Origin of the sequence: Streptomyces sp. NPDC006208 (assembly GCF_040613775.1) — a bacterium.
Classification (GTDB): domain Bacteria; phylum Actinomycetota; class Actinomycetes; order Streptomycetales; family Streptomycetaceae; genus Streptomyces.
Window position 1 is genome coordinate 15,844 of the sequence record NZ_JBEXSW010000066.1, and the last position, 23,542, is coordinate 39,385.

The 23,542-nt window shown below is 69.4% G+C and carries 32 protein-coding genes; 2 read left to right on the top strand and 30 right to left on the bottom strand.

The features are described from left to right. Nucleotides 1-12: 12 nt before the first annotated feature. The 29 genes from ABZ208_RS35395 to ABZ208_RS35535 all read right to left on the bottom strand — a co-directional run bounded on the left by ABZ208_RS35395 (nucleotide 13) and on the right by ABZ208_RS35535 (nucleotide 21,082). On the bottom strand, nucleotides 13-1,434 hold the full coding sequence (locus ABZ208_RS35395) for a hypothetical protein (protein ID WP_356913546.1): 1,422 nt from the start codon (nucleotides 1,432-1,434) through the stop codon (nucleotides 13-15). A 140-nt stretch (nucleotides 1,435-1,574) separates the two neighbouring features. Next, nucleotides 1,575-2,360, bottom strand: coding sequence for an HK97 family phage prohead protease (locus ABZ208_RS35400; RefSeq protein WP_356913581.1), 786 nt, complete (start codon nucleotides 2,358-2,360; stop codon nucleotides 1,575-1,577). A gap of 5 nt (nucleotides 2,361-2,365) precedes the next feature. Beyond that, nucleotides 2,366-3,460, bottom strand: coding sequence for a phage portal protein (locus ABZ208_RS35405; RefSeq protein ID WP_356913547.1), 1,095 nt, complete (start codon nucleotides 3,458-3,460; stop codon nucleotides 2,366-2,368). Between the two features lie 86 nt (nucleotides 3,461-3,546). Continuing rightward, the gene (locus ABZ208_RS35410) at nucleotides 3,547-3,717 is read right to left on the bottom strand and encodes a hypothetical protein (protein WP_356913548.1); all 171 of its coding nucleotides are present in this window, start codon (nucleotides 3,715-3,717) and stop codon (nucleotides 3,547-3,549) included. 13 nt (nucleotides 3,718-3,730) lie between these two features. Next, a complete protein-coding gene (locus tag ABZ208_RS35415; RefSeq protein WP_356913549.1) occupies nucleotides 3,731-5,290 on the bottom strand; it encodes a terminase in 1,560 nt (519 codons plus the stop codon). Then, nucleotides 5,247-5,507 (bottom strand): hypothetical protein, encoded by a 261-nt coding sequence (locus ABZ208_RS35420; protein WP_356913550.1) that lies wholly within the window; start codon nucleotides 5,505-5,507, stop codon nucleotides 5,247-5,249. The genes ABZ208_RS35415 and ABZ208_RS35420 overlap by 44 nt, the downstream gene beginning before the upstream one ends. Nucleotides 5,508-5,741: 234 nt before the next feature. Continuing rightward, nucleotides 5,742-6,032 carry an HNH endonuclease gene (locus ABZ208_RS35425; RefSeq protein WP_356913551.1) on the bottom strand — a complete coding sequence of 97 codons (291 nt, stop codon included), beginning with the start codon at nucleotides 6,030-6,032 and terminating at the stop codon, nucleotides 5,742-5,744. Nucleotides 6,033-6,156: 124 nt separating this feature from the next. Beyond that, nucleotides 6,157-6,342 carry a hypothetical protein gene (locus ABZ208_RS35430; RefSeq protein ID WP_356913552.1) on the bottom strand — a complete coding sequence of 62 codons (186 nt, stop codon included), beginning with the start codon at nucleotides 6,340-6,342 and terminating at the stop codon, nucleotides 6,157-6,159. 242 nt (nucleotides 6,343-6,584) lie between these two features. Further along, nucleotides 6,585-8,738, bottom strand: a complete 2,154-nt coding sequence (locus ABZ208_RS35435; protein ID WP_356913554.1) for an FtsK/SpoIIIE domain-containing protein — start codon at nucleotides 8,736-8,738, stop codon at nucleotides 6,585-6,587. An 88-nt stretch (nucleotides 8,739-8,826) separates the two neighbouring features. Continuing rightward, the gene (locus tag ABZ208_RS35440; protein ID WP_356913555.1) at nucleotides 8,827-9,006 is read right to left on the bottom strand and encodes a DUF6257 family protein; all 180 of its coding nucleotides are present in this window, start codon (nucleotides 9,004-9,006) and stop codon (nucleotides 8,827-8,829) included. Next, nucleotides 9,003-9,314 carry a hypothetical protein gene (locus tag ABZ208_RS35445; RefSeq protein ID WP_356913556.1) on the bottom strand — a complete coding sequence of 104 codons (312 nt, stop codon included), beginning with the start codon at nucleotides 9,312-9,314 and terminating at the stop codon, nucleotides 9,003-9,005. Before ABZ208_RS35445 ends, ABZ208_RS35440 begins: the two co-directional genes overlap by 4 nt. Then, nucleotides 9,311-10,300 (bottom strand): conjugal transfer protein, encoded by a 990-nt coding sequence (locus ABZ208_RS35450; RefSeq protein ID WP_356913557.1) that lies wholly within the window; start codon nucleotides 10,298-10,300, stop codon nucleotides 9,311-9,313. The genes ABZ208_RS35445 and ABZ208_RS35450 overlap by 4 nt, the downstream gene beginning before the upstream one ends. 535 nt (nucleotides 10,301-10,835) lie before the next feature. Beyond that, nucleotides 10,836-11,540, bottom strand: a complete 705-nt coding sequence (locus ABZ208_RS35455; RefSeq protein WP_356913558.1) for a hypothetical protein — start codon at nucleotides 11,538-11,540, stop codon at nucleotides 10,836-10,838. Nucleotides 11,541-11,563: 23 nt separating this feature from the next. Beyond that, complete coding sequence (locus ABZ208_RS35460; protein WP_356913559.1) at nucleotides 11,564-11,821, bottom strand: hypothetical protein; 258 nt, start codon at nucleotides 11,819-11,821, stop codon at nucleotides 11,564-11,566. Next, nucleotides 11,814-12,053, bottom strand: a complete 240-nt coding sequence (locus ABZ208_RS35465) for a hypothetical protein (protein ID WP_356913560.1) — start codon at nucleotides 12,051-12,053, stop codon at nucleotides 11,814-11,816. Before ABZ208_RS35465 ends, ABZ208_RS35460 begins: the two co-directional genes overlap by 8 nt. Continuing rightward, nucleotides 12,050-12,676, bottom strand: a complete 627-nt coding sequence (locus ABZ208_RS35470; protein WP_356913561.1) for a WhiB family transcriptional regulator — start codon at nucleotides 12,674-12,676, stop codon at nucleotides 12,050-12,052. Before ABZ208_RS35470 ends, ABZ208_RS35465 begins: the two co-directional genes overlap by 4 nt. Further along, entirely contained in the window at nucleotides 12,673-13,128 is a 456-nt protein-coding gene (locus ABZ208_RS35475; RefSeq protein WP_356913562.1) for a hypothetical protein, read from the bottom strand. Before ABZ208_RS35475 ends, ABZ208_RS35470 begins: the two co-directional genes overlap by 4 nt. Further along, nucleotides 13,125-13,823, bottom strand: a complete 699-nt coding sequence (locus ABZ208_RS35480; RefSeq protein ID WP_356913563.1) for an SAM-dependent methyltransferase — start codon at nucleotides 13,821-13,823, stop codon at nucleotides 13,125-13,127. The genes ABZ208_RS35475 and ABZ208_RS35480 overlap by 4 nt, the downstream gene beginning before the upstream one ends. Continuing rightward, nucleotides 13,820-14,125, bottom strand: coding sequence for a hypothetical protein (locus ABZ208_RS35485; RefSeq protein WP_356913564.1), 306 nt, complete (start codon nucleotides 14,123-14,125; stop codon nucleotides 13,820-13,822). Before ABZ208_RS35485 ends, ABZ208_RS35480 begins: the two co-directional genes overlap by 4 nt. Before the next feature lie 259 nt (nucleotides 14,126-14,384). Beyond that, nucleotides 14,385-16,826 carry a phage/plasmid primase, P4 family gene (locus ABZ208_RS35490; RefSeq protein WP_356913565.1) on the bottom strand — a complete coding sequence of 814 codons (2,442 nt, stop codon included), beginning with the start codon at nucleotides 16,824-16,826 and terminating at the stop codon, nucleotides 14,385-14,387. 160 nt (nucleotides 16,827-16,986) lie between these two features. Continuing rightward, entirely contained in the window at nucleotides 16,987-17,568 is a 582-nt protein-coding gene (locus tag ABZ208_RS35495) for a hypothetical protein (RefSeq protein ID WP_356913566.1), read from the bottom strand. Between the two features lie 19 nt (nucleotides 17,569-17,587). Further along, nucleotides 17,588-18,397, bottom strand: coding sequence for a PD-(D/E)XK nuclease family protein (locus tag ABZ208_RS35500; protein ID WP_356913567.1), 810 nt, complete (start codon nucleotides 18,395-18,397; stop codon nucleotides 17,588-17,590). Further along, a complete protein-coding gene (locus tag ABZ208_RS35505; protein WP_356913568.1) occupies nucleotides 18,394-18,825 on the bottom strand; it encodes a hypothetical protein in 432 nt (143 codons plus the stop codon). The genes ABZ208_RS35500 and ABZ208_RS35505 overlap by 4 nt, the downstream gene beginning before the upstream one ends. Then, nucleotides 18,822-19,082 (bottom strand): hypothetical protein, encoded by a 261-nt coding sequence (locus ABZ208_RS35510; RefSeq protein ID WP_356913569.1) that lies wholly within the window; start codon nucleotides 19,080-19,082, stop codon nucleotides 18,822-18,824. The genes ABZ208_RS35505 and ABZ208_RS35510 overlap by 4 nt, the downstream gene beginning before the upstream one ends. Further along, nucleotides 19,079-19,486 carry a hypothetical protein gene (locus ABZ208_RS35515; protein ID WP_356913570.1) on the bottom strand — a complete coding sequence of 136 codons (408 nt, stop codon included), beginning with the start codon at nucleotides 19,484-19,486 and terminating at the stop codon, nucleotides 19,079-19,081. The genes ABZ208_RS35510 and ABZ208_RS35515 overlap by 4 nt, the downstream gene beginning before the upstream one ends. After that, the gene (locus tag ABZ208_RS35520) at nucleotides 19,483-20,052 is read right to left on the bottom strand and encodes a hypothetical protein (protein WP_356913571.1); all 570 of its coding nucleotides are present in this window, start codon (nucleotides 20,050-20,052) and stop codon (nucleotides 19,483-19,485) included. Before ABZ208_RS35520 ends, ABZ208_RS35515 begins: the two co-directional genes overlap by 4 nt. Next, the gene (locus ABZ208_RS35525) at nucleotides 20,049-20,288 is read right to left on the bottom strand and encodes a hypothetical protein (RefSeq protein ID WP_356913572.1); all 240 of its coding nucleotides are present in this window, start codon (nucleotides 20,286-20,288) and stop codon (nucleotides 20,049-20,051) included. Before ABZ208_RS35525 ends, ABZ208_RS35520 begins: the two co-directional genes overlap by 4 nt. Continuing rightward, a complete protein-coding gene (locus ABZ208_RS35530; RefSeq protein ID WP_356913573.1) occupies nucleotides 20,288-20,713 on the bottom strand; it encodes a helix-turn-helix transcriptional regulator in 426 nt (141 codons plus the stop codon). Before ABZ208_RS35530 ends, ABZ208_RS35525 begins: the two co-directional genes overlap by 1 nt. 81 nt (nucleotides 20,714-20,794) lie before the next feature. Next, nucleotides 20,795-21,082 (bottom strand): hypothetical protein, encoded by a 288-nt coding sequence (locus ABZ208_RS35535; protein WP_356913574.1) that lies wholly within the window; start codon nucleotides 21,080-21,082, stop codon nucleotides 20,795-20,797. 543 nt (nucleotides 21,083-21,625) lie between these two features. Here ABZ208_RS35535 and ABZ208_RS35540 point away from each other — a divergent pair. Further along, the gene (locus tag ABZ208_RS35540; RefSeq protein WP_356913575.1) at nucleotides 21,626-22,030 is read left to right on the top strand and encodes a hypothetical protein; all 405 of its coding nucleotides are present in this window, start codon (nucleotides 21,626-21,628) and stop codon (nucleotides 22,028-22,030) included. A gap of 155 nt (nucleotides 22,031-22,185) precedes the next feature. Continuing rightward, complete coding sequence (locus ABZ208_RS35545) at nucleotides 22,186-22,446, top strand: hypothetical protein (RefSeq protein ID WP_356913576.1); 261 nt, start codon at nucleotides 22,186-22,188, stop codon at nucleotides 22,444-22,446. A 29-nt stretch (nucleotides 22,447-22,475) separates the two neighbouring features. Here the strand turns inward: ABZ208_RS35545 and ABZ208_RS35550 are convergent, their stop codons facing one another. Then, a complete protein-coding gene (locus tag ABZ208_RS35550) occupies nucleotides 22,476-23,252 on the bottom strand; it encodes a tyrosine-type recombinase/integrase (protein ID WP_356913577.1) in 777 nt (258 codons plus the stop codon). Between the last annotated feature and the right edge of the window lie 290 nt (nucleotides 23,253-23,542).

Consider the following 23,542-nt stretch of genomic DNA (forward strand, 5'->3'; position numbering starts at 1 on the left):
CCCCGTCGGGGACTAGAACGCGGGCGTAATCAGACCCGTGCCGCTGACCTTCTGTGTCCCGTTGGTGTAGCGGCCGAAGGTGTACGCGAAGTAGCTGTAGGCCACGAGCAGTACACCCAGGGACGCCGCGGCCGGCTGCTCGGCACGGATGAACAGCGGCGCGTTCGGGTCCTCCCACAGGTGGCACTCCGAGGACGGGACGACGTATACCTCGTCCTCGTTCGTGCCCGCACCCAGGTTCGTGGCGATGTTGTTGTCGACCACGACCTCGAGTCCGCACGGCAGGACACCGCGGGGGCCCGAGTTGTAGGAGCTGCCCGAGTTCGCGGTGCCGCCCGCCTGGACCGGAACACCGGACCAGTTGATGAGCGGCCACGTGCTCGACATCTGGCTGGACAGCCAGTACCAGCGGCGCGAGTGCATCACCGCGTGGGACGGGCGGCCCATCGCCAGCAGTGCACCCTCGACACCGGCCGCGGCACCCAGGATCTTCGGGTACAGCTCGGCGCCCGTCGGGGTGGCGTCCGTGTAGGTGACAGCCTGCGCCACGTTGGTCAGACCGTTGGTGGCCTGGTTCAGCAGCGTCGAGTCGAGCACGGTCGCGACCCGGTTGAACAGATCCTGCATCGTGACGTCCTCGATGCCCGTGCCGCGGTCGATCGCCTGCCGGGACACCGTCTGCTGGCCTGCCGCGGTCTGCACGTTAACCGTCAGCAGCGTGTCGTCCATGTTGGTCTCTTGCACCGCCGCGTTCTCAGCTGACTGCAGCGCAGCGCCGGACGCGGTGGTGATGCGGGAGATGTTCACGGACATGCCCGCCTCGGGCAGCGGGTGCCGGTTGCACACGTCGGCGAACGGGCGCAGGGCCGCGGTCGCCGGGGCGTACAGGTCGGTCAGGTACTGCGGCACCGTGAGCCCGGCGAACGCGCCCGTGCCGACGGCGCGCTGCATGTACTCGGCCCGCTCGACCCGCTCCTCGCGCATGTGCTGCGCCAGGCGGTGGGACGCCTCGACATCCTGGAACATGAACTGCCGAGAGATGTCCATCAAGAACTGCTTGCCCAGCGGATCCTGGTCCTTGCGGTACGTGCGCTCTTCGTTGCCGACCCGGGCGACCTGGTCATACGCAGGCCGGCGAGCCTCGGTCGGCGTGACCTTCTTGGCCTCGGCCGCGCGCTCCATCTCCTCGGCCCTGATCTTGTTCGCGTTCGCGAGCTTGCCCTCAATGCCCTCGATGTCGGACTTCGACTGGTCGCGCGCGGCGAACAGCTCGGCGACCCGCTCGTCCTCTTCGACGGTGAGCGCCGAGCGCCCGTCCTGCTGCGCCTTGTCCAGGATGAGCTGGACCTCGGCGCCGCACTTCTTGCGCCGCTTGTGTGCGGCCTCGAGCTCGACCTCGATCGAGGCGATCAGGTCGTCAATCGTTCCAGGCATGGCGATGCCCCTTCGGATAGATCGGTTGGTGTGATGCGGCGCGACCCGTGACCCGGGCGATCTGCCGGGTGCAGCAAGGTCCCGCCTCCGGGCGATCTGCCGGAGGGCGTGCCGTAGGTGGTGCGTGCTCGGGCTGCTGCTCAGTCCTCGTCTGCAGCAACCAGGAGCCGGGTGCGGAGCATCGCGATCGAGCGACCTTCCGCGGTCGGAGCCGTACTCGGCGCCGTCGCGGGCGCGGCCGGCTGGGGGATGGTCAAGTCGGTGCGCTGGGCGAGACGGGTGTACGCCTCGCGGGCCACCAGCGTCGGCATCTGGTCGATGGCGGCCAGGAACTCTCCACTGCGTGCGGAGATCGAGGTGTGCGGGTTGGCGCCGTAGGTCACGGGGCCGACGTCGCCGCGCTCCAGGTCGAAGCTGCTGATGCGGTACTCGGTGTAGTCCGGGGACCACTGGCCCGAGGTGATGCGGAACATGAACGACTGCTCACGCACGTCCGTGTCCTCGATGGCCTGGACGAGTAGCTGCACGTCGCTGCGCTTCGGGTTGAGCCACGCCCGTTGTCCGAGCCCCTGCTCGTCGGCCCACAGCTGCAGCCGGCCGTTCCTCGTGCTGGCCATCGGGGTGCCCTCGTGGTTGAACCGGAACACAACCTCCGGGTCCGCGGCAAGCGTGGCATCCGCCGCGCCCTTGGACACGACCTCGGTGTACGGGCCGAACATGTCCCACATCTCATAGCCCTGCTCGAACGCGGACGAGTAGCCCTCGACCTCGTACCACTCCATGTCGTCACGCGTCACCTTCTTCGCGCGGACCTGTGAAGTGAACCTGACTTCCGCGGCCGGGGGCCGGTCGCGCGGTACCTGCATCGGCGTAGTGCCTGCGGCGCTCGACCGCGCGGTCGCGGCCTGCGCCCGCAGGGTGGCCATGTCTGTCACGTCATCGCTCCTGTCGGGGTGCTGCCACCCGCAGGGGTGGGCGTCGCTGTCTTGGGTCCGCCGAACAGCCGGTCAAACTCGGCGAGCTGCTGCTCGGTGAACGGGGGCCGGTCCTCGAGCTCGCGCGCCTCCGACGGGGCGAGCTGCCGCGACTCGATCAACGTGCGCAGCATCGCCGCCCTCGACTGGGGGTCCATCCGCAGCAGCGAGTCCGTGTTCAGCTTCACGAACCGTGGCTTCGAGGTCAGGCTCGACAGCGCGTTCTCGCGGCGGATGATCGCCGGACCGAGCGCCATCACCAGGAACTGCAGGTTGCGCTGGGTCATGTTGGCGTAGGTGATCGAGCTGCCCGAAACGGCTGCGTCGATCAGATCGCCCGGGCAGTCGAAGAACCGGGCGATGTCACCGATGCCGTATCGCTTCGCCTCGATCCAGTCCGAGCCTGCGGCCTCGGCCTGGATCATCTTGTATTCCCAGTCCTGCCCCGTGACGAACAGTTCCCCGTTCTGGGTCGCTGCCCGGAACCGGCGCTTCGTCTCGTCCGCTGACTTCGCGTCCAGCGTCTTGGCTGTGTTCTTCAGATGGGCGCTCGGCACCGCCCCGTTACCGAACCAGTCCAGGGCGAACTGCTGGATGCTCATGTACTCGCCGATGGACCAGGCCGCGTAGGCCACAGGGGACAGACCGACGTGCATGCCCGAGAGCGTGTACTGCCGCTCGTGCCACACGTTCCCCGGGTCGTACTCCGTCCCGCCGATCTTGTACTTGTGGAGCTGGCCCGCCTTCACCTTCACCGTGACCTCGGCGACAGGGACCAGCTCGATACGGGCAGGGAACCCGAGCCCGTCCCGCGCGGTGATCAGACCGAACGCATTGCCGGACCGGTCGAGGTCGAACTGCGATGAGTACAGCCACTCGGGCATGTCCACCCGCCCGCCGCCCGGGTTGATCAGAACGGGGGGCTTGGGCACCTCGACCTGGATCCCGTCCACCCTTCGGTACAGGTCCACAGGCATCGTCGACACCAGGTTGGCCCGCAGTCGCAGGCAGGCCCACACCGCGCTGTGCCGCAGCGCCGTGTCACTCGTCACCACCGCGGAACCAGCCCGCTGCGCCGGCCGCTGCGGAATCAACTGGTCAGCCGTAGGCGCCGGGGCGGAACGGCGCGAGAACAGACTCATCCGCTACCCCCGCCCCACCGTGCGGCGGCCGCCGAGCCGGCCAGCACCACGACCCCGGACACTGCCAGCCCCGCCCATCCAATGACCGTCCCCGCGGCGGCACCCGAGCCGGCCGCGACCAGCAGCAGCCCCAGAGCGTCGAGCAGAGACGTGAGTCGCTCGCGCACCGCACCGCCCCTCTCAGTAGATCGAATCGAGCACGTCATAGTCGTCGACCACACCCGGCCCCCGGGCGAGCAGCGCCCACCGGGCCAGCGTCACCGCGACGAACGGGGACACGTCCGCCAGAGAGTTCGTCCGGTCCAGCTGCCACGCGTCGCCCATGCGGCGCGTCCGTGCCCCGTTCACCGCGGCAGTCAGCGGGGCCTGGTCGCGGTGGCGCGCGGTGCCCTGGTTCATCGCGTCGGCCATCTGCCCGCACGCCTCGACGACGTCGTTCGTGCGCATCACCACCAGGTGCCCGCGGTGCGGCCGCTCCTTGTCCGTCGGCGCGGTGATACCCGCGGCCACCACGTCATCGATCAAAGACGCGGCCGGGGCTCCGGACGAGGGGATCGCGATGACGAGCGGATCCCACAGCCGCTTCAGCCGGACGATCGCCGGCACTACCCAGGCAGTGCCCGGCCGGCGGTCGACGACCTCGAGGTGCACCCGCCCGTCGGACCGGGTCGAGGCCATTGCGATCGATGACGAGCTGCGGTCCTTCGACACGTCGATCGCGAACGCCAGCCCCGGGCCCGCGGTGTGCTTCGACTTCGCGTCCACCAGCCCCGGCCACTGCGCCTTCGGCACGTTCGGATCCGACGGGGGTGCAGCCTTGCGTGTCCGGTTCAGATACGCCCGGTCGAACGCGCTCGGGTCGCCGGCCATCTTCTCGAGCTCGGACCTGATCACGTCCTCGGTCACCGTGTAGCCCAGCGCGGGCAGGCAGGCCCGCCACGTCGCCGGGTCATCGCGCGGCATGTCGTCCGGGGCGAACCATTCGAAGTACGCCACTGACGGGGCGGTGCCCGAGCGCCACATCTCCTCGATCAGCCAGCGCCCCGAGGTGCGTTTCTTGTTCAGCCACACCGACTTCTCGGTGCCACCCGCCGAGGCCCACCACAGCTGCGCCATGGCCCGGGTCAGCATCGCCGGGGAGAACGCCTGCTCCAGCCGGTCATCCTCGTGCGCGAACGCCTCGTCGATCACGCCGAGATCGAGGGCCGGTCCGTGCCCGGCCTTCTCCGTGTTCGCGGTGATGCCCAGCTTCGACCGGGTCCTGCCCCAGATGATCGCTTCGTTCCCGTTGGACTTGCGCGCCCGGATCCGCCCCGCCAGGTCCGAGCCCTCGATCGTGACGAGGAACTCGTCCTCCCACCGCTGACGCGCCATGCCCCGGGTCTGCGCCGCGTACACGACGTTCTGCCGCTGCCACGCGGCCATGCGGTGGACCATGAGGCCGAGGATCTGCTGGGTTTTGCCCTGCTGCCGCGGCACGGACAGGCCGACCTCGCGGTGCGCGAACACGCCTGTGTCCGGGTCGAGTTCGAGCGCCACGTCGAGTACGTACTTCTGCCACGGCATCGGCGGGTACCCGAGCGCCTCCATCACCCGCCAGGCCTTCGGCCCGAGGCTCGGACGCTCCGGCCGGCGCGGCGTACCCCAGCGCGGGGGGCACGTCAGCCCGTACCGCTCAAGCAGGTCCGCGGCGAACTCACCCGGGGGTGCCCAGGTCTCCGAACTCGTCGTCGTCGTCATCGCTCGCCCGCCCCTCCAACAGCTGGGCCAGCGTCTGCCGCAGCTCGCGGTTGAGCTGGGGGAGCTGCTTGCCATCCTCCCCACCGCCGGCATCAATCTCGCGGGCCAGGCGGTACGCCATCTGAGACAGCGAGGGCTCGACACCGACCAGGTCGCCGAGCTGCTCGACGTCGTCCCTCACTGCGGCCTCGACGGGGCCGCGCTGCGGTGTGCTCACCGGGGCCACCTCCCAGCGGGCCGCCGGGTGCGGCTCCGAGTGCGTCAGTGCAGGTCAGTGCCCTGTGTCCATGATCATCCCCCTGGCATCGGGCCCGGGGGGAGAAAAAAAAGAGTTGGGCGCGGGGCTGGGAAGTGGATCAACCCTAAAAACGATCAAGCTGATCCGGCCGGATCGATCAGATCAATCAAGATCGTCAAGCCTATGACCTGGGCTTATGCCTTGTGATTCAGATCAGGGCCCTGCGTACCAGTCGCGGGAGGTGACCAGGCGGGTGACTGCGCTGGCGGGCCGGTCGCCCTTCTCCCCGTTGCACTTGCGCCCGCACGTGGGGCAGCCACGCACCCCGTGCGCCGGCGCCCAGTTGTCGGGGTCCTTCACAGCGCCGCCCTTGCTCACCGGGATGAGGTGGTCGATGACGTCGGCCGCGGGGTGGCCGCAGATGTGGCAGACGTCTGACTCGGCGAGGAAGCGGGCTCGGGCCTTGCGGTACCCGTACTCGGTCAGGTCGGCGCGGCCGGCCATGGCGCCTCACCCCCTGGGGACATGACGAAGCCCCGCGCTCTGGCGGGGCTGTTGTGTCCGGGCACAACGGACGTGAGGCCAGGATGCGGCATCCGCGACAGATCCGCAACCAGGTGCAGCGTGCTTACCTGCTCGGCGCCCTCGGGCTGCCGCTCTCGCCCGTGACCCACGTGGTGTGCGTGTCGGTGACGCTGCTGGACGGTACGCCCGTCGGGGTGGCGTCGCGCTGGACGACTCCGAGAGCGACGAAGAGGGCGACCAGGGCGGCGAGGGTGGCGGCGACGAGGGTGACTGGGCGAGGCTGGATCACTGGGGTGCTCCCCTCAAGTGCGGGCGCTGGCCCGGGCATTACCCGGGGCGCAACTCCCAGTGTGGCACGGGGAACTGACGGCGGGGCCGGGATCCCTCTACCTGCCTTACCCTGCAGGTCGGCGCCCATGACCATCCCCGCTACCGGGGTAAAGAGCCCCCTCTACTCTGGGCACCCACCAGGAAGGGGACGGACCTGTGTAACGCAGGCCCGTCCCCAGCGGGTTGGTAGAGCGGCCCCCTCTACCCGAGCAGGATCTCTGCGGGCACCGCGGCCTCGATGTCCCGGCGCTGGTACCCGGCCGCGTTCGTGCCGTTGATCTTCACCTGCTTGCTGGTCCGCTTCACCCCGGCGGCCTCGAGCTCCCTGGCCAGCTGCTCCGCGTTCCAGTCGCCGTAAGTGTCCTCGTCGATGTTCACCAGCCCATTGAGCAGGTCGGTGGTGAACATGCGCACGCTGTGGCGCATGACCTCGAGGACGTCGGAGACGATCGCGGGCACGGTGATGCCCTGCGCGTCCGCAGCCGCGGTGACGTCGCCGGCCGCGTCCCCCGTGAGCTGGCCTGCAGCTATGCGCAGCTGACGGCCCTTCTGGCACAGCTGGGTGAACCCGGTCCCGTCCAGGTAGTCGGCCCGTACGGTGACGTGCGATGCAGGCCCGGTGACCAGCACTCCCGTACCCACGTGGTCTTCGGACAGCACGGACGCGTCGGCGCCCTGCGCTGCCTTGCCCTTGCCCAGCACCATGTCGCTGCTGATGCGGTCGACGACCTGTGTGCTGTAGCGGATGGTGATGATCTCCCGCAGCTTCGGCGGGACGGACTCGGCGTCCGGGCGCTGGGATGCGTAGTTGGAGACGAATCCCGCGGCCGGCCCGCGGCGGGCGATCCGGCACAGGTTGTTGATCACCTCGTCTCGGTCGTCCTTCTCCATCGCGGTGAAGTATTCCTGCAGCTCATCGATGGTCACGAAGATCACGGGCAGGTTGTACTTGCGCACGATCTCCGGGGTGAGTTTGCCCTCGGGGCAGATGCTCGTCGGGAGTTCCCGCAGCAGCGCGAAACGGCGCTCCATCTCGCGCAGCAGCTCCTGCAGCATTGCTTTGAGTGCCTCGATCGCGTCGTCCTCGGCGCCCATGACCAGGCGGTGAGCCACGGCCCGCATGGGCATCCAGTCGGCGCCACCCTTGCCATCGGCGATGTAGTGCCGCACGTAGGCATCGAGCAGCCCAGCCGCGGTCATCAGCCGCTGCGTAAACGTCTTACCCCTGCGGGGCAGGCCACCGAAGAACATCGACTGCCACATGATCGGGACCTCGATGCGGTTGCCGCGCGCGTCCTGCCCGAACGGGATCGGGTCCCACACGCTGAACGTCTCGGCCTTCGCCAGCGGGCTCGGGTTCGGCGTGCCGAGGTACGGGTCGTCGTCCGCCACCCACATGCTGACGCGGCCCGCATTCCCCCCGTGAGCTGCACGAACGCGGGCCATGATGACCTGAATCTCGTCAACGCCGAGCTCCTGCGCGATGACTTCGCGCTTCGCGAGCACGTCGGATGCTGTCTTCCCCCCGCCCCGGGGCAGGTCGAAGATCACAGCCCAGCCGCGGCCGTCACGTACCGGGCCCATCGTGCAAGACACCCGCGGCCAGTCCTTCTCGTCGTCGCCGGCCCGGCCGCTTTTCAGGAGGCCAGCGGCTCGCAGCGCCTCGTTGAGCTGCTGCGCGGACATGTCCACCCGCAGCGGCGGCGCGGCCTGGTCGAGCAGGCGCGTCTCCTTGCCGCGCCCGAGGTACGCGAGCGGCACTGTCACAGCGCCACCGATGCCCGTCTGCAGCAGCGGGTCGGCGAGTGCGATGCCTACGGCGGCAGCGGTCACAGCGACAGCTGCGGTACCGAACCGCCAGCGCCGGCTGCGGGTACGGGCTGCGTGCGCCATCTGCAGCCGCGTAGCGAGCTCGACATCCTCGGGTCGGGCCTCGCTCTGTGCCCGTAGCGCTTTGACGGCCGCGCTGTGGTCCTGCGCGGACAGCGTCGGCCACAGGCCCACACTCGCCCGATAGAAGCCGCGTGCAGCGAGCAGCACCGTCTTTACGAGGTACTTCGGGGTGCGCACCCCGTGATAGCGGGAGTGCCACCAGGTGAGCCGGCCGAGCGCCTGCGTATTGGCGACGATCGAGGCGCGCGAGCGGGCCCACGCGGGCAGTACGGGTACGTCCGGCACGGTAAGCCAGTCGGCGAGCGGGTTGTCCGGACGGTCAACCGCCTCGACCGCTGCGGGTACACCTGTACTCGCAGCAGGCGGGGCCTCGGGTACGGGCGGCTCGGGCTGCGGGTACAGGCGTACCCGGTCGACCGTGTGCCCGTTCAGCGGCGGCGGTCCGGTGAGTGTGTCCGTCATGCTGGTGGTCTCCTGCCTCTTTTCGGAGGGATAGGGGTACGCGGGGCGGCCGGGTACCTTGCCCGGGTACGGCCGCCCCGCGGCGTAGCTACTTGCCCTGCTCGCCGCGCTTGGCAGCCTTCTCGACGATCCGGTCAACCTTGCGCTGCAGGTCGCCGAGATAGACCTGCTCGCCGGCGATGCCGCGCTTCGCCATCCGCGCCACGTACCAGGCAACTTGCGCCTTCTCGCCCGCGGTCAGCTTCGGCTCGTTCGGGTTACGGCTCATCGCTTCTTGCCCTTCTGGATGTCCACCCACATCGAGCGGAGAACGAGAACGCAGATCGTCAGAGCCACCGCGGAGATGGCGAACGCCATGACGCTGATGGCGAGGGTGACCATGAGGAACGGGCCGGAGATGGCGAGCGCCACCCACTTGCCGTTACTGGCCTGCTGGACGGGCGCTGGCGGGGGGTGCTGGCAGCCCTGCTGCTGGGTGAGCTGCTGCGCCTGCAGGAAGGCTGCGATGAGCGCCAGCTGCTGGGTGTTGTCCGCTGCGTCGACCGCGTCACGGGCAGCCTTCTCCAGGTCGCTCACAGCACTTCCTTCAGTGCGTCGCGGATGCGCTGCGCGCGGGCCTGGCCGATGCCGTGCCGGGAGCGGAGTACGCGCACTCCGGGTGCGTCGCCGCTGGCGAGTACGTCGGCGAAGAAGTGACGCGACTCGGCGATGAGCGGATCGGGGTCGGCGATCTCCTCGGTCTCGGGTACGTACTTCGCCCGTACCGACGGGGGTCGGCGGCGTGCCGCCGCGGCCACCGGGAGCGCCTTCGGTCGGGCCACGAGCGGCAGCAGCCGTACCCCTGCGGGTACAGGCTCGGGCATGGGCAGCGCCGCGGGTACAGCCACCGGGGCGGGCGGGTCCAGTTCGGTAACGGGTGCCACGGTGAGCATGTCCAGCAGCGCCGCATCCGCGCCATCGCGCAGCCGGGTGCGCTGTACCTCGACGAGCTGCGCGCCGAGTGGCGTGTCCCCGAGCCCGACCCGGCGGGCCAGGCGCCACGAGGCACGCTCGGAGCGCCTGCGGGCCCGGGTGCTGGGATGGTTCGCTGCACGCGCCCGGTGGTAGGCCAGGCGCTGAACGGTCTCGGCGTTGCGGCGCTGCGCTTCCATGTCGACCCCGGTGCGGTGGACGACGATGCGGCGGGCAAGCAGGCCGAGCCCTTCGGCCGATGCGGACATGGCCATCGGGGTCATGGCGTAGACGACAGCCTCGGTGGCGTCGTCGGCGACAACGAGGCCTGTCACGGCTGCGGCGATCGGGGCCAGCCACAGGCCGATGCGGACCGGGGCGGGCGCAGCCTGGCCGAGCATGGTCAGACCGACCATGACGAGGGCGAGTACGAGGGTTACGCCTTCGCCCGCGGCGACAACGCCGAGCGCGGTGGCGGCCCGGCCGAACTCGGTCACGATGTTGGTGTAGGTGCCCCATCCGCCGGCCACGCCTGCGCCGATCATGGGCAGGGTCGCGGCGGCGAGGATCAGGGACTGTCCCCGGGTGAGATGCGCGGTGCTGGTGGTCATCGCCGGCCACCCGCCTGCGGGCCGCGCACGTTCGCGTCGTCGCGGTTGGACTGGGCCCGGCGCAGGGCTTCGGCCTCGGCGTAATCGCGGGCGTCCTGCGCCCGGGCGTGGTTCATCTGCGCGCATGCAGGCGCGCTACTGTTCTTCCTGTCCATGACGAGGGCCAATCTCGTTTGTGGGAAGTGGTGGTCCCCGGGCGGCGGTGCAGTCGCCAGCCCCGGGGGCGGCCCGCCTTCCGGCCGGGCCTTATGTGGTTGTCGAGCTGGTCGGCGGTGCAGTCGCCGATGGTCCGTACTCGTTGATCGCTCTTCTTACTGCGCGGACGTCGATCCCGATTTCTCGGGCGACAGTCGATTTGCTGCCGAGTTCCAAGACGCCTTCGGCGAACGCTGCCGCTCGTCTTCGGGCGCTTGCTGTGATCTCCGCTTGCAACTCGCGCTGCAGCCGTGTCTCGGCATCAACGCGCTCGCGCCAATTGGTGGTTGGCACGCCCACCAGCCTACTGGGACACCCTGTCCTAGGCAAGTGTCCCCTACTACGCGGCGAGCTGCGCCGTGACGGTCCGACCGCACCCGGGGCAGCGCACCGCGGGCGCCGCCCCGTCGCCACCGGAGATGGTGAGCTGCTCACCACAGACGCACACCTCGTCCAGCATGCGGCACACCCGGGCCAGTTGCAGCGCCTGCTCTATCCGCTCCAGCGAGAACGCGGCCACGCGGGCCACGTAGAGGCGCTGTGCCTCGTTGAACGGGGTCACGGGCCCGCGGATGCCCTCGACACGGGCGCACAGCCACAGCGCGGCGTACACGGCGGTGCGGTGCCCGTGGAAACGCCACCGCTGCGGGTCGACCGCGTCGGCCGCGGCGAGCCTGTCTCGGCGCACACGATCCGCTGGGGACCAGACGCGTGCGTCGACCCGGGTGCGCCGATTCAGCGGGGCCGGCTGTATCGCCGAGCGCTGGTTCGCCCTGGCCATCAAGTCGGCACAGTCGACGAGGGCCGCCTGCACCGCCTGCATCGTGTCGAGGACATGCAGGGACAGCGGGGCCGGGGTCTCCCCGGTGCCGGACCCGTCACGGGCGCGACGCTGCGGCACGTCCAGCTGGTCGAGGTCGGCGAGATGGTCGGCCATGCGGCCCGCCGGGGGCCAGGTCCGGGTGGTGGGTGTGGCGAGTGCCTCGGTGAGCAGCGGCCACGTGACAGCGATGGAGCGAAGATCGGCAGCAGCGGCGGGAAGCATGAACAGCTCTCCTTGCGGGTGGGTCAGGCAGTGGTGGGGTCGTCGAGCGCGGCGAGGATGATGCGGGCGTATCGATTCAGGTCGGGCGTGCCATTGCGCTGCCACCGGTCGGCGACGACGCGGACACGGTCGATGGCAGCCTCGGCCTTGGCCAGCCGCTCGTACAGCCGGTCCAAGTCGTCGTCTGTGATCGTGTCCGCGGTGTGCCGGCCCGGGGGCCGCTGCTCGCGCTGCGCGGCGGCCTGGCGGGCGTAGTCGATGGGGCCGAGGCGGTCAGCCATGGCGCTGCTCCGTGTCCATCCGGTCGAACGCGGCCCGGAACTTGGCGAACTGGGCGATAGCGGCCTCGTCCTGCTGCGCGGTGCCCACGCGGGCGCTGTGCGGCCTGGTGGCCCCGTGGCGCCGCCCTCGGCCCTGCCAGTGCCCGAGTGCGGTGAACACGAGGGCGACGAGGACGGCGAACACGGCGAACACGGCGAGCAGGAGCAGAGTCGGCGAGATGTGTTCGATCATGACGGGGCACCCTTCGTGGTGTGCTGGTGCGCGCCAGTGGTGCGCCCGCGGCGCATCGGCTCGTCGGCAAGGTGTCGCCATGCGACACACCCGATGCGCCCGCACGCGGCACGGATCGTGCCCTGTGGTTCGCGCCCGTGCCCGAGGATGAACGCCATCTGCATAGCTGTGTACGAGCGGTCCTGGAACCTCACCTGCAGGCGCCTCGCGGTCCACGCGACATGCCCGTCCGGGCCCGGCAGGGTCCGCTCCTCGAACACGGATCGCAGCGTCCGCGGGCGGGCCAGCACGCGTGCGACGAGACGCTGCACCGCGGGCCGCAGCGGCTCCCCGGTGCGCTGCAGCTCCTGATACAGCCGCTGCCGCTGCTGAGTGCTCGTGCCTGCGAACACGCCACTGCGGCACGAGCGGCTGCCCGCCTCGATGCGCATGATGGAGACGAGGCACTCGACCGCCACCGGGCAGCGCCGGCAGATGTCACGGGCCTCACGGGCCCCGAGGGCGTTCGCCATCTTGGGGAACATCTCCTCCGGGTCGACGTAGGGCTTGGCGCACTCGGCCTGGTCGCGCCACCGGTCGGGGCGGGCCAGGGTGTCGGGGACACGGAGATTCGGGGTGATCATGACGCTGCTGCCTTTCCTGCCCAGCGGAACGCCGCGTGCTGAACCGCGGTCAGCTCCTGGATGTGCAAAGCGATCTGGCCCCCGTGGACCACGGGGCCTATGCGCATGTCCGGGCCGATGACCCGGGTGTGGTCGTCGTCCTCGAACACGCCCGCGTCGACCAGCCCGTCGACAGCTGCTTTGAAACTCGGGTACCAGTTCGCCGGGTCGGCGCGGCGCCGCGACGGAGGATGGAGCACTCCGAGGATGTAGGCGTGCCGCAGCAGGGGCTGGTCCCCGGCGAGGACGAGCGCGGGACGCATCACGTCGTCCTCGGAGCAGGCCATCATCGCGGCGGCGCGGATCCGCTCGGTCAGCTCGCTCCGCACCCGGTAGTGCACGCGCTGGTTCGCGTTCAGCAGTCGCATCCCCCGGGGGAGCGCGATGGTGAAGCTGCGGGGCTGCTCGGTCATGCTGCCACCGCCAGGTGCGCGAGGAGCTGCCGGCCGATCCACTCGGTGTACGCGGGCGGAACGGACTGGTTCATCCCGTCTTTCGTCATCCAGTCGAGGCCACCCATGGCGGCGCTGGCCGCAGCGCGAGAGCAGTTCCCGCCCCCGGTGACCATGACGAAGTCGGTCCACTCGTCGAGCTGGCCATAGTGGGCCTTGCGCTTGTCGAGCGTGTAGTGGAGCGGGTGCCTCTTCGGGCAGGGCCGCGGCACGGTCAGTGGGATGTTCGACTCGAAGAGACGGTGGCGAGACACCCGCAGCCCGTCGAACATCGTTCCGCACAGCACTATCGGATCCTTCAGCGGTGCCCCCTCGACGTTCTCGATCACGTAGGGCAGCCCGGTGGCGACGAGGAGCGCCCGGGTCTCGGGGATGAAGTCCTCGTATTCGCGCCCGGTGCGGTGCGCAAGGTCGGAGTGTGCCCAGCACGGGGGGGAGCCGGCGGCCGCGTCGAAGTTCTCGGCGATCCACTCCGGGTCGAGGTCGCGCAAATCGGCCTGGATGAACCGGTACGGGTAGCGGGGCTGCGGCTCGCGGTCGACACCGATCACGTCGAATCCGGCGTTGTGGTAGCCCTTGCTGGCCCCGCCCTGCTTGCAGCACAGGTCGAGCAGTCGCGGCCGCCCCGGGGTCCTCGGGGGCAGGGAAAGGTTCATGACGCTCCTTCACATCGGTGATCGGCGATCACGTGGTCGGTGGTGGGGAAGAGCGGGTCGCGCCAGGCGATGCGCTGGATGCCGAGCGCCCCGGTGATCAGTCGCCAGGTGAGCCGGCCATCCAGTCGGGCGCGGATCTCCTCGGCCAGGTCGAGCACCCCCGGGTCGGCGATCACGTCGAGTGCGGCGACCCGGCCGGCCCGGGCGCGGAGCACCTTGTTGCCGCAGCCGCGGCAGGTGCCTGGCTTCGCATGGTCGGCCGAGGCTTCGAGTCGCTTCGCTATGCCCGGGTGGAGGCTCATCGGGCACCTCGCACCATGTACGAAGGGGTTGCGAAGGGGTTTGCGAAGGGGTGTGCGTAGGGGTTGACCAGGGCTTCGAAGGGGTCGAAGGGGTGTCGAGGGGGTTGGTTCCCCTTATGCGTTACGAAGCAATGGGCATTCAGAGAGTGCTGCTTGTATGCGTAACCCCCTACAAACCCCTTCGATCCCTTCGACTTGCAGGTCAAACCCTTCGACAACCCCTTCGCAAACCCCTTCGCAACCCCTTCGCAACGCAGAGTCATGACTGGTCACCCCACGCAGGGTTGATGGTGTTGAGCCGCAGGCCCGTCGTCATCGACCGCCGGGTTCGCCCGTCCTTCGACTGGGGGTAATCCCGCTCCTGCATGGCCAGCGAGAACGCCTTCAACGACATGGGCCGCATGCCCGAGGTCTCCGACCAGAGCTTGTAATTCGCGTACAGCTGGCGGGTCTCGGCAAGACGCCCGGGGGCCTCGCTGGTCTCCTCTTCCATCCACATGACGAGCGGATCCGAGTTGGCCAGGTGCTCGCGGGTCTTCTCCTGCACCGCGGCGGGCACGTCGAGGCCGCGCTTCTGCCATTCGATGCATCCGGCGATGGCCCAGTTGAGGACCCCAGCGGCCTCGCGCGCCATGATCTTCTCGTCGAGTTTGGGGATCCTCTTGGCCGGCGGGACGGTGACGTCCCACCCGATGTCCTGCAGCCGGCGGGCGATACCGTGCCCCCCGCCGACGTTGGGCAGGTAGTTCGTCGCCAGGTGAATCTTGCCGACGGGGCGGAAGTCGAAATACTCGGCGCGCATGAACCGCGCCGACATCGTGTCCTCTCCGGTGAGCTGCTTGACCAACTCGTCGTCGAGGCGCTTGCCGGCCGAGGTCTCGGTCGTGGCGAGGAGCCGCTTACCGACCATGCGGGCCACGTCGTTGGGGATGCCTTCACTCTGCTTGGCGAGCAGGGTGGACCTCGGTACGGACTGCGCGTAGTCGCCGAGCAGGGCCATGAGCACGCGCATGAACACGCCTTTGCCGTTCTGGCCGTCCCCGTGATGGATGAACATGGCCTGCTCTTGCGTCGACCCGGTGAGGGTGTATCCGACGACGCGGGCCAGGTACGCCTGCCGCTCCTCGTCGGGCATGACCGAGGCAAGGAAGTCCTCCCACATGGGGGCCCGTGCCCCGGGGTGGTAGTTGATGGGGGACTGCTGCATGAGGTAGAGGCCGCGGTCGTGCGCGAGCAGCTCCCCGGTGGTCAGGTCGACGATCCCGTTGGCCACGTTGAGCAGCATCTCGGGCCGGTCGAAGTGGTCCATGTGTACGTGCAGCGCGGGATGGGCCTGCAGGATCTCGCGGGCCGCGGCCAGCTTCGGGCGCATGCGCTGCTGCCGGGACCATTTGTCGAACCGTTCCCGAGGGGAGAGCAGTTCGTCCTTGGTGGGCTTGTCCCCGGGGCCGAAGATCGGCGGCGTGTCGCTGTAGTTGTCCTCTTCGTCGCGCAGCCGGTTGATCGTGGACACGACCCGGGTCCACACCGCGGTATTGGCGCCCTTGAATGACCAGCGCCCCCCGTCGTAGGTGGCCCACTGTTCGGTGTCGGTGATCCACCGGACCTCGGTGCCGTACCGGTCGACGACGCGTTGCGCGTTCCCGATGTCGTCCCAGTCCCTCGCGGGCATTGGTACGGGCAGCACTGCGGGTGCCTCGCTCGGGGCCAGCCAGGCCGGGCGCGATGCCTGCGGCTGCTGGGGGACGAGCGCGGTGAAGTCGTTGCGCTCCCTGGCCACGGGTGGCCACGGGGTGCGCGGCTGGGCGATGCCCGCGGTGAGCCCGGACAGGATGGTTCCGATGGCCCGCCCCTCGGGGTGCCCGCCGGCGCGGGCCGCAGCGAGCAGGTGCTCACGCGCTTCGCCCTCGGAGATGGCGCCCGCGCCGACGAGGGTCCCCAGGTTGAACGCACTCGTATTGATCGTGTTGTTCTGGTCGCCCTCGGGCGCCCGGGTGATGGCCTGGCATTCATCCTCGACGACGCGGCGGGTGTACCGGTCGAGCCGGTCCGTCGGAATGGCCGGGCCGATGGCCGCCGGGGTGGCTGCCGCTACCGGCTTCGTCGTCAGCGCGGTGAGCAGCCACTCGGGCGCCGCGACCGGAGGCTGGTTCGCGTCGGCCAGGGTGTAGAGGACGCCGCTTGCGTGGACGCTCCCCGGGCCGATGACGTACGCGTTGCCTGCACGGACGTCCCCGTCGAACTTGCCCTGCAGTGCACCGAGCCGGTTGCCGAGCTTCACCCCGGGCGGCGCCCAGTAGTAGTCGTGGTACCCCTTCGCGGTGGTGACACGCATCGTCGGGGTGTGCTCGTGCCCGAGGGCAGCCGCCGCGTCCTCGAGGGCGCCCACTCGGTCGCTGTCGACGACGAGGAGCTGCTCGCCATCGGGGCCGGTGCACCCTCCGACGAAGATGCCGACGTTGCGCGGGTGGCGTTCGAGGCCGAAGTGCTGGCGCACCAGCTCCTCATCCCTGACGTGCCGGGTCGTGAACGTCACCGACGGGTGCTTCCCGCGGTCGGTGCACGTCGCCGGGTCGTGTCCGCGGCCGATGCCGGCGCACTGCTCAAGCCCCGGGTGGTCCACGGGGAATACCGCGAACCCGTGGCGCACGAGCCACAGAGCACCGTCGACCGGTGTCTCGCGGATCATGGTGTCGCTCAACGTGGGCTCCCTTGTACGTCGGTGCGGTCGTTCGGTGGGGTGCCTCGGGCGGGATTCGATCCCTGCGGCGTCACGCCATGGGGCCGAGGCGAGTTGGTCCGTCCGCGGGTGCGGCGGCGTGGATGGCACGCACCCGCGGACGGCGCTGGAGGGGGCGGGGCTAGAAGGGCGGCGGGGACGCAGCTGCTGCAGCCTGCTGGGCCTGCTGCTGCTGGTAGAGCGCCGCGGTGGCCGGGTTCTGCTGTGCGGCCTGCGCCTGCTGCGGGGTGAGCCCGGGGACCGGGGCCATGAGTTCGGCCTGCGCCGCGGGCACGTACTGGGCCGCGTACTGCTTCGGCGGGCTCCATCCGCGCTGCTTCGGCGGAAGTTCGTGGGTGAACGTCACGGTGAGCGTGCCGCCGATTTCGAGACCCTTCGCCCCGGCGGTGCGGACCGCGTCGGCGATGGCGTTCTTCATGGCGCCTTTGACGAAGATGCGCCGCCTCCCGTCGTCGTCCTCGACCGACGGGTCGCGCTGCTCGGTCTGCACGGTGACGACGAGTTGCATCATCGGGTTTCCGTCGTTCCAGAACTTCTTGTCCCCGGTGGACATGTCGCGCTGCTGCTCAACCGTGGGCTTCTCGGTGATGCACCCGGCCACGGTGGTGCCGATGCTGGGGAATGCGGCGCTGGGTGCACCGCCGCCGCCCATGAGGAAGTCGTCCGCGTTCGGCGCCTGGTACGGCTGCTGAGGGGTAGTCATTGCTGGTTGCTCCTGGGTGTCAGGCGATGAGCGCTTCGAGTGAGGCGCCCGGGCGGGTGTTGGTGACCCCGGGGCAGCCGGCGCTGAGGTCGGTGCTTCCGGGGTTGAGCCACGGGCAGAACCGGCACTTTGCGGCCGGGTCCGTGGGGATGGCGGCCCAGTTCTCCGGGTGGGATTCCGGGTCGAGGTCGAGCACCTGCTGCCGGATGCGATCCAGTCGGGCAACCGCGTCGAGGGCGACCTGTCGGTCGTATGCCTCGGTCCACACGTGGACGCGCAGCTCGTGGTACCGCCCGACAAACACGATGGCGACGCGTTGCGGCTGCTCGCCTGCGTTCTCCTGGCCGAGCCCGTACAGGTGGGCCTGCTTGCGGTACTGGTCCCCGGGGCCGCCGCGGCGGTACTTGTCCAGGGTGGAGGTCCCGACCAGCTTCCAGTCGTAAACGGTCCCGGTGGCCCGGTCGTACAGGTCTGACGACCCGGCGAGGGTCGCCGCCTCGGTGAAGCCCTGCCGCACGGTGACGCGTTCTTCGACCTTGTACCGGGGGGTGACCCCGTCGGCGAGCATGGTCTGCCTCGCGGTGAACGCCTCTTCCATCCACGCGTGGAACCCGGTGCCGAGGACCGAGGCGATCGGGTCGTGTTCGCCACCGACCTCGGGCCAGTCGAGCAGCTTGTACGAGAGTTTCCGCTCGCACGGGTCGCCGACTTCGGACGGTCCGATGCGCTTCTGCAGGCTTCGGGGCGCGTTGTTGGCCGCGTCGATGATGAGCCCACCGACACGCTCGGCCAGCTGTGCCCCGATGTCGTCGCTACCCGTGGCGATCACTGGGTGGCCTCGGCGCTGCGGCGGAACCTGCCAGCGAGCTGGCGGCAGAGGGACCCGCACCGGGCGGTCGCCTTCGGGTGGAAGTTGATGCTCTCCAGCTCGTCGGCGACCTCGAGCAGCACCTCGGCGCGGACCTTCGCGCGCTCGGCGGCCAGCCACTCGACGTACCGAGCGAGGATCGTGCCCGCGTCGTCGTCGCCATCCCACCGGTTCGGGTCGGTCATGGTTCGCTCGATCGCATCGACGAGATACCGGTATGCCTCTGCGTCGAGGGCCAGGCTGGACGGGTTGAGTTCGTCGCCGAGGATCTCGGCGCGCGCCTCGGCACGGTGGGCGTCGAGGGCGTCGCGCACCTCGTCCGGGGACCAGACCGTCACGCTGCCTCGGTCCGTGCGGACCATGGCTTTCAGCCGCTCGCTCGTGCTCATGCGCTCTGCTCCTTACGCGTGTAGTAGTGGAAGCCCGGGTCCTCGTCGTGCAGGTCGAGGGCGCCTTCGCGGGCGAGTTGGGCGAGGTCGCGGCGTGCGGTGCGCAGCTTCGGCGCGTCGATGCCGAGGGCGATGTAGTCGCGGCGCACGCGCCGCGGCGTCCACTTCCCCCCGCGGTGGGCGACCAGGACGCGCAGCGCGCGGATCCTTGCCGGGCCGAGGTCTGTGGTCGCGGCGAGTTCGTCGAGGGCGCTCACAGCCGTTCACCTCCCGCGGTGCCGACGCGGTATGCGGTCGTGTCGAAGAGGTCGTCCATGGCCGGGGCGTTCTTGGCCGCGGCTGCTTTGATGGCGCGACGTACCGCGTCGTAGCACTGGGGGCACATCGCGGTGAGCCGCTCGGCCGGCAGCTGGGCCGCGGTGACGAAGTCGCCCTCGGTCTCCGGGTTGCGCGGCATTGCGATCAGCCGCACGACACCGTCACGCCCCCCGTGGCGGCGCTTGCTGACGGTGTCCCCGTTCGAGTTGAGGCAGCGTCCCTGCCGGCGCAGCCGGTCCGGGTCGTGCTTCGACCCGCAGGCGCCTTCGCACTGGGAGCGATGGCCCGCGTTGGCCATGACCGTGTTCCACAGAGCGGATCCGACGAGCGGGGGGCGCGTCATGACGAGGCCTCCTTGGCTTCGAGCCATTGCCGGGCGATGCCACCCGAGATGGCGCGGTAGACGGTGCGCCCGCTGTCCCGGTCGACCACGCTGTGCGTGAGCGGCGGGCGGGGCGCGAAGTCACGGGTGACGTAGTGGCGGCCGTGGTCTCCATCGGCGGGCAGGCGCAGGATGTCGGCGACGATTCCGTGGTGCCCGCGGAAGTCGGTGCGCCGGTACCAGCCGCGGATGCCCAGAGCCTCGGTGTACGCGTCGAGCCGGACCGCATGCCAGGGGCGGGTGTCCTCGGGAGCGGCGCCCTCGGCGCGGGCCAGCGCGCGGAACACGTCGAACGGGTGGGCCCCGTTGCGCTGCAACTCGCCGGCCCGGACCGCGTGGTCATAGGCGATCTGCCGCGCCTTCCCGTCGTCGTGGAGCTGGAACGCGGCGTGCAGGTCGCGTACTGAGTCCCCGGTGAGCAGGGGCCGCAGGGTTTCCCCGGTCGGGTAGGCGGGCGGAGCGGGCAGGACCGTGAGGTCGAGCACCTGGTGGGCCAGCCGCGTGACGGTTGCAGAGAGCGCGCTCATGGCGCCACCTCGGGGGGGAGCTGCAGGTCATGCGGAACCCGGTAGTTGTGGTGCAGCGGGGAGGTGTACGTGTCCTCGCGGGAGGTCGCGGCCACGTCAGCGAGCAGCCCGGCCGCGCCGAGCGCGAACACGATCGTGGCGACGATGTCGACGGACGCGTCACGGGAGTTGAGGAGCGCGGCGTTTCCCGCGCGGATGGCGCGGACCTCGGCGGGGCTGGGCGAGCGGTGCGTCATCACACACCCGCCTGGCCGCTGCGCAGGCTGATGATCCCGAGGGCGAGACCTTTGGTCACGGCTTGCCCGGACGTCTTGACCTTGATCCGGGCGAACAGCTTCTGTCGATGCGTCTTGATCGTGTTCTCGGTGACGTGCAGCCGGCGCCCGGTCTCTTTCGCTGTCTCTCCGAGGGCGATGCCGAGGAGGCATTCGCGCTGCATCGGGGTGACGTACAGAGTGGACGGGGGGACGACAATGTCACGGGTGGTGATCGCTCCGACTGCGGCGCGGGAAAGCCCGTCCACGTCGGCGATGGTGAGTTGCAGGTCCCGGCCATCGGCGTGCTCGATGAGCGCCTCGCGGACGATGCGGCGGACGGAGCCCTTTTCCCAGCGGGTGAGTCCCCCGGGGCTGTTGGCTGGTTCGGTAGTGTTGTGGTTCACGGTGTCCTCGATTCGGGTTCGGGTTGAGGAGTGCCGAGGGGCCCTCGGACCTGACCGTCCGGGCGGCCCCGTTTTGCTGTGTCAGGCGGCAGCCTTGGCGGGCCTCTTCGCCGACTTCATTCGCCGGGACTTGGCCGACTTGAGGGCGAGCGCGGTGAAGTGGGCTTTCCGTAGGTGCTCGGCGACGCGGGTGATCTGCTCGTCCGTGGCGTCGGGGTGCATCTCGCGGGCCTGCTTCTCAAAGCGGCCGGCTGCCGCGGCTCGGGCCTTGGCCGTCCTGCTCGCCGGGTCGAGCGTGTTCGCCCAACTGGTCTGCACGGCCATACGGGCCCGCAGTGTTCGCTCCTCGGGGGTGAGCTCGGTATCCATCTGCGTCCTTTCGGGGCGCTGTGACGGTGGGGCGTCCATGTCCATGGACATGGACATCGGGGGAGAACAGCGCTCGGCAGTGCAGGCCGAAGCAGCCGGCCACAGCGCGGGCCTCGATGTCGGTGACCGTTGGCCGGACCTCGTCCACGAGGGCTTGGACTTTCGACTTGCTCAGCCCGGCCGCCGCGGCGAGTTCCCGTATGGATCCGGGCTCGCCTTCGCGGTGGTCGTCGATCAGCCGTCGGAGCAGGTCACCGTCGTGCAGGCGCATGCGTGTAGCCACTTCTCTCCCGTCGTGTCCACGTTTCTGGACAGGTCGAGCATGGCACTTAGTACAGCGCTTGTCCAGCTTTCTGGACAGGGTCCGTTCGGGGGTCCCTGGCAAACAACCCGCCAATTACCGGGGGCCCGGTGGCCCATCCTGTCCAGGGTCGTGGACAATGGCTGTCCACGGGGCAGGGTTGCCTTACCCGTGCCCGACAGGGACGTTTGGCCTGTTTCGCCGGGTGCAGCGTGGACAGTTGGATACGAAAGGGCCCAGATATGCCGGATCAGAGCGACGCGTTGACGCGCCTCGTGCAAGCGCACGTGGGCGAGGGGCGAGCGCTCACGATCCGAGCGTTCGCCCTCGCAGCTGTCGACCCCGAGACAGGTAGCACCCTCAGCAAGAGCACCGTGGGAAACCTCGTGCAGGGTCACCGCATCAAGATCAACCCGAGCATTGTGCGCTCCATTGCTGCCGGCCTCGGCATGCCGCTCGCCACCGTGCAGGCCGCGGTGATGGAGCAGTATGTCGGGGTCGTCGTGGATGACCCGTTCGGCATCGAGCCCGGAGACGACGACGCGGTCGTCCGGGTCGCGCACACTCCGGGTGCCACCGCGGATGACCTGCCCGAGGTGCGCGCGTTCATCGAGCGCGCTCGCCGGGGAGATGGCTCCCGCAACTGAGTGGCCGAACAGTTACCCCTTGGCTGAAAAGGTTTCATCTTCACTCGTTTTGGTGACCACATAGGTGTGTCCCTGCGCGTAGAGTGATCTGACCTCGTGCAATCGAACGCGCGTGCGACAGCTTTCGCCTGCGCACGTACGGGAATGGGGGTCGGGTGACAGACGCACCGCGCATAAGCGTTCAGGCCGTCGACCTGGGCGGGTTGTGCCCCGTTGCGCTCTATGACAGCAGGGAGGCGGTCGTGCTCGGCATCGACATGAGCCGCCCCGCGGAGGAGATTCTCACCGGTCTACAGGACGTCATCGAGGAGGCTGTCCAAAGCGGCCGGTGGACACGGAACGACGCAGGCGGCCACCGGATCGGCGACGGCGCGCCGCCCGGTGAAACCGCCCGCTCCCACACTGACTGCCCCTGATCCGGACACCCGGACCGGCCACCCCCTGCCTAGAGCCGGTCTCCGGGGCTTAGCTTCCTGTGCTGCTCGCGCGCCCGCTCGGCACCCGCCGAGCGGGCGTACCTGTCCACCATGCTGCGCGACTTCCATCCCGTGATCCGCATGAGGTCGGTCTCGTTCCCGCCGGCCGCCAGCCACATGTGCGCGAACGTGTGCCGGAACTGATGCGGGTGGATCCTGCCGAGGCCCGCGGCCTCGGACCGTCGGGCCAGCAGCTTGCCCGCCCCGGACACGGTGAGCCGCTTCTTGGTCTTCTGCCCGATCCATAGGTGCTCGACGGTCTTGCCGTACGGGTGCCGCGCCCGCGCTCTCAGGTACCGGTCGACAGCCTGCGCGGTTTTGGTGCCGTACGGAACGGCCCGGCCGCGCGATCCTTTACCCATGACGTGCAGAACCTGCATGTCGAGATCTACGTCTTCAAGGGTGCGGTCAACCACCTCGGACAGTCGGACGCCCGAGTCGAGCCACAGGAGGATCATGGCGCGGTCGCGGACCTCGGCGAACTCTCGGCCCTGCACACTCTTCAGCAGGGTCTGCAGCTGGTCGGTGGTGAGAATCGGCACCTCGGGTTCCTCGACCTGTGGTGCCGAGAGACCCTCGGCGGGGGACCGGTCGATCTCCTCCTCGACGACGAGCCACTTCAGCCACTGCTGTACGCCGAGGAAGCGGGACCGCGCCGAGCTGGCCGAGGTGCGGGCGATCTCGTGGACGACGAAGGCCTGCACGTGTGCACGCTTGATGTCGAGGACGTCGTCGACCGCCGGCACCGGATCAACCCCTGAGTCCTCGGCGGGTGGCGGGGGATCAGTGAGATAGTCAGCAAACAGATTCGCGGAACGGAGGTAAGACCGGATGGTCTCGGGTGACCGGTTGTTCGACCGGAGCGACAGTTCCCATGAGCGGAGCAGTAGCGCATACGGGTTCGTTGCGGGCCTCATGCCTCCAAGAACTTATCTGCCCTATGAGCGCTGTACAACCGTTCTGACAAACTCTGTAGGGTCGAAACAGCAGGTCAACGCAATGATTGGGGAAACGCCGTGCGGCCGGTAGGCAGCAA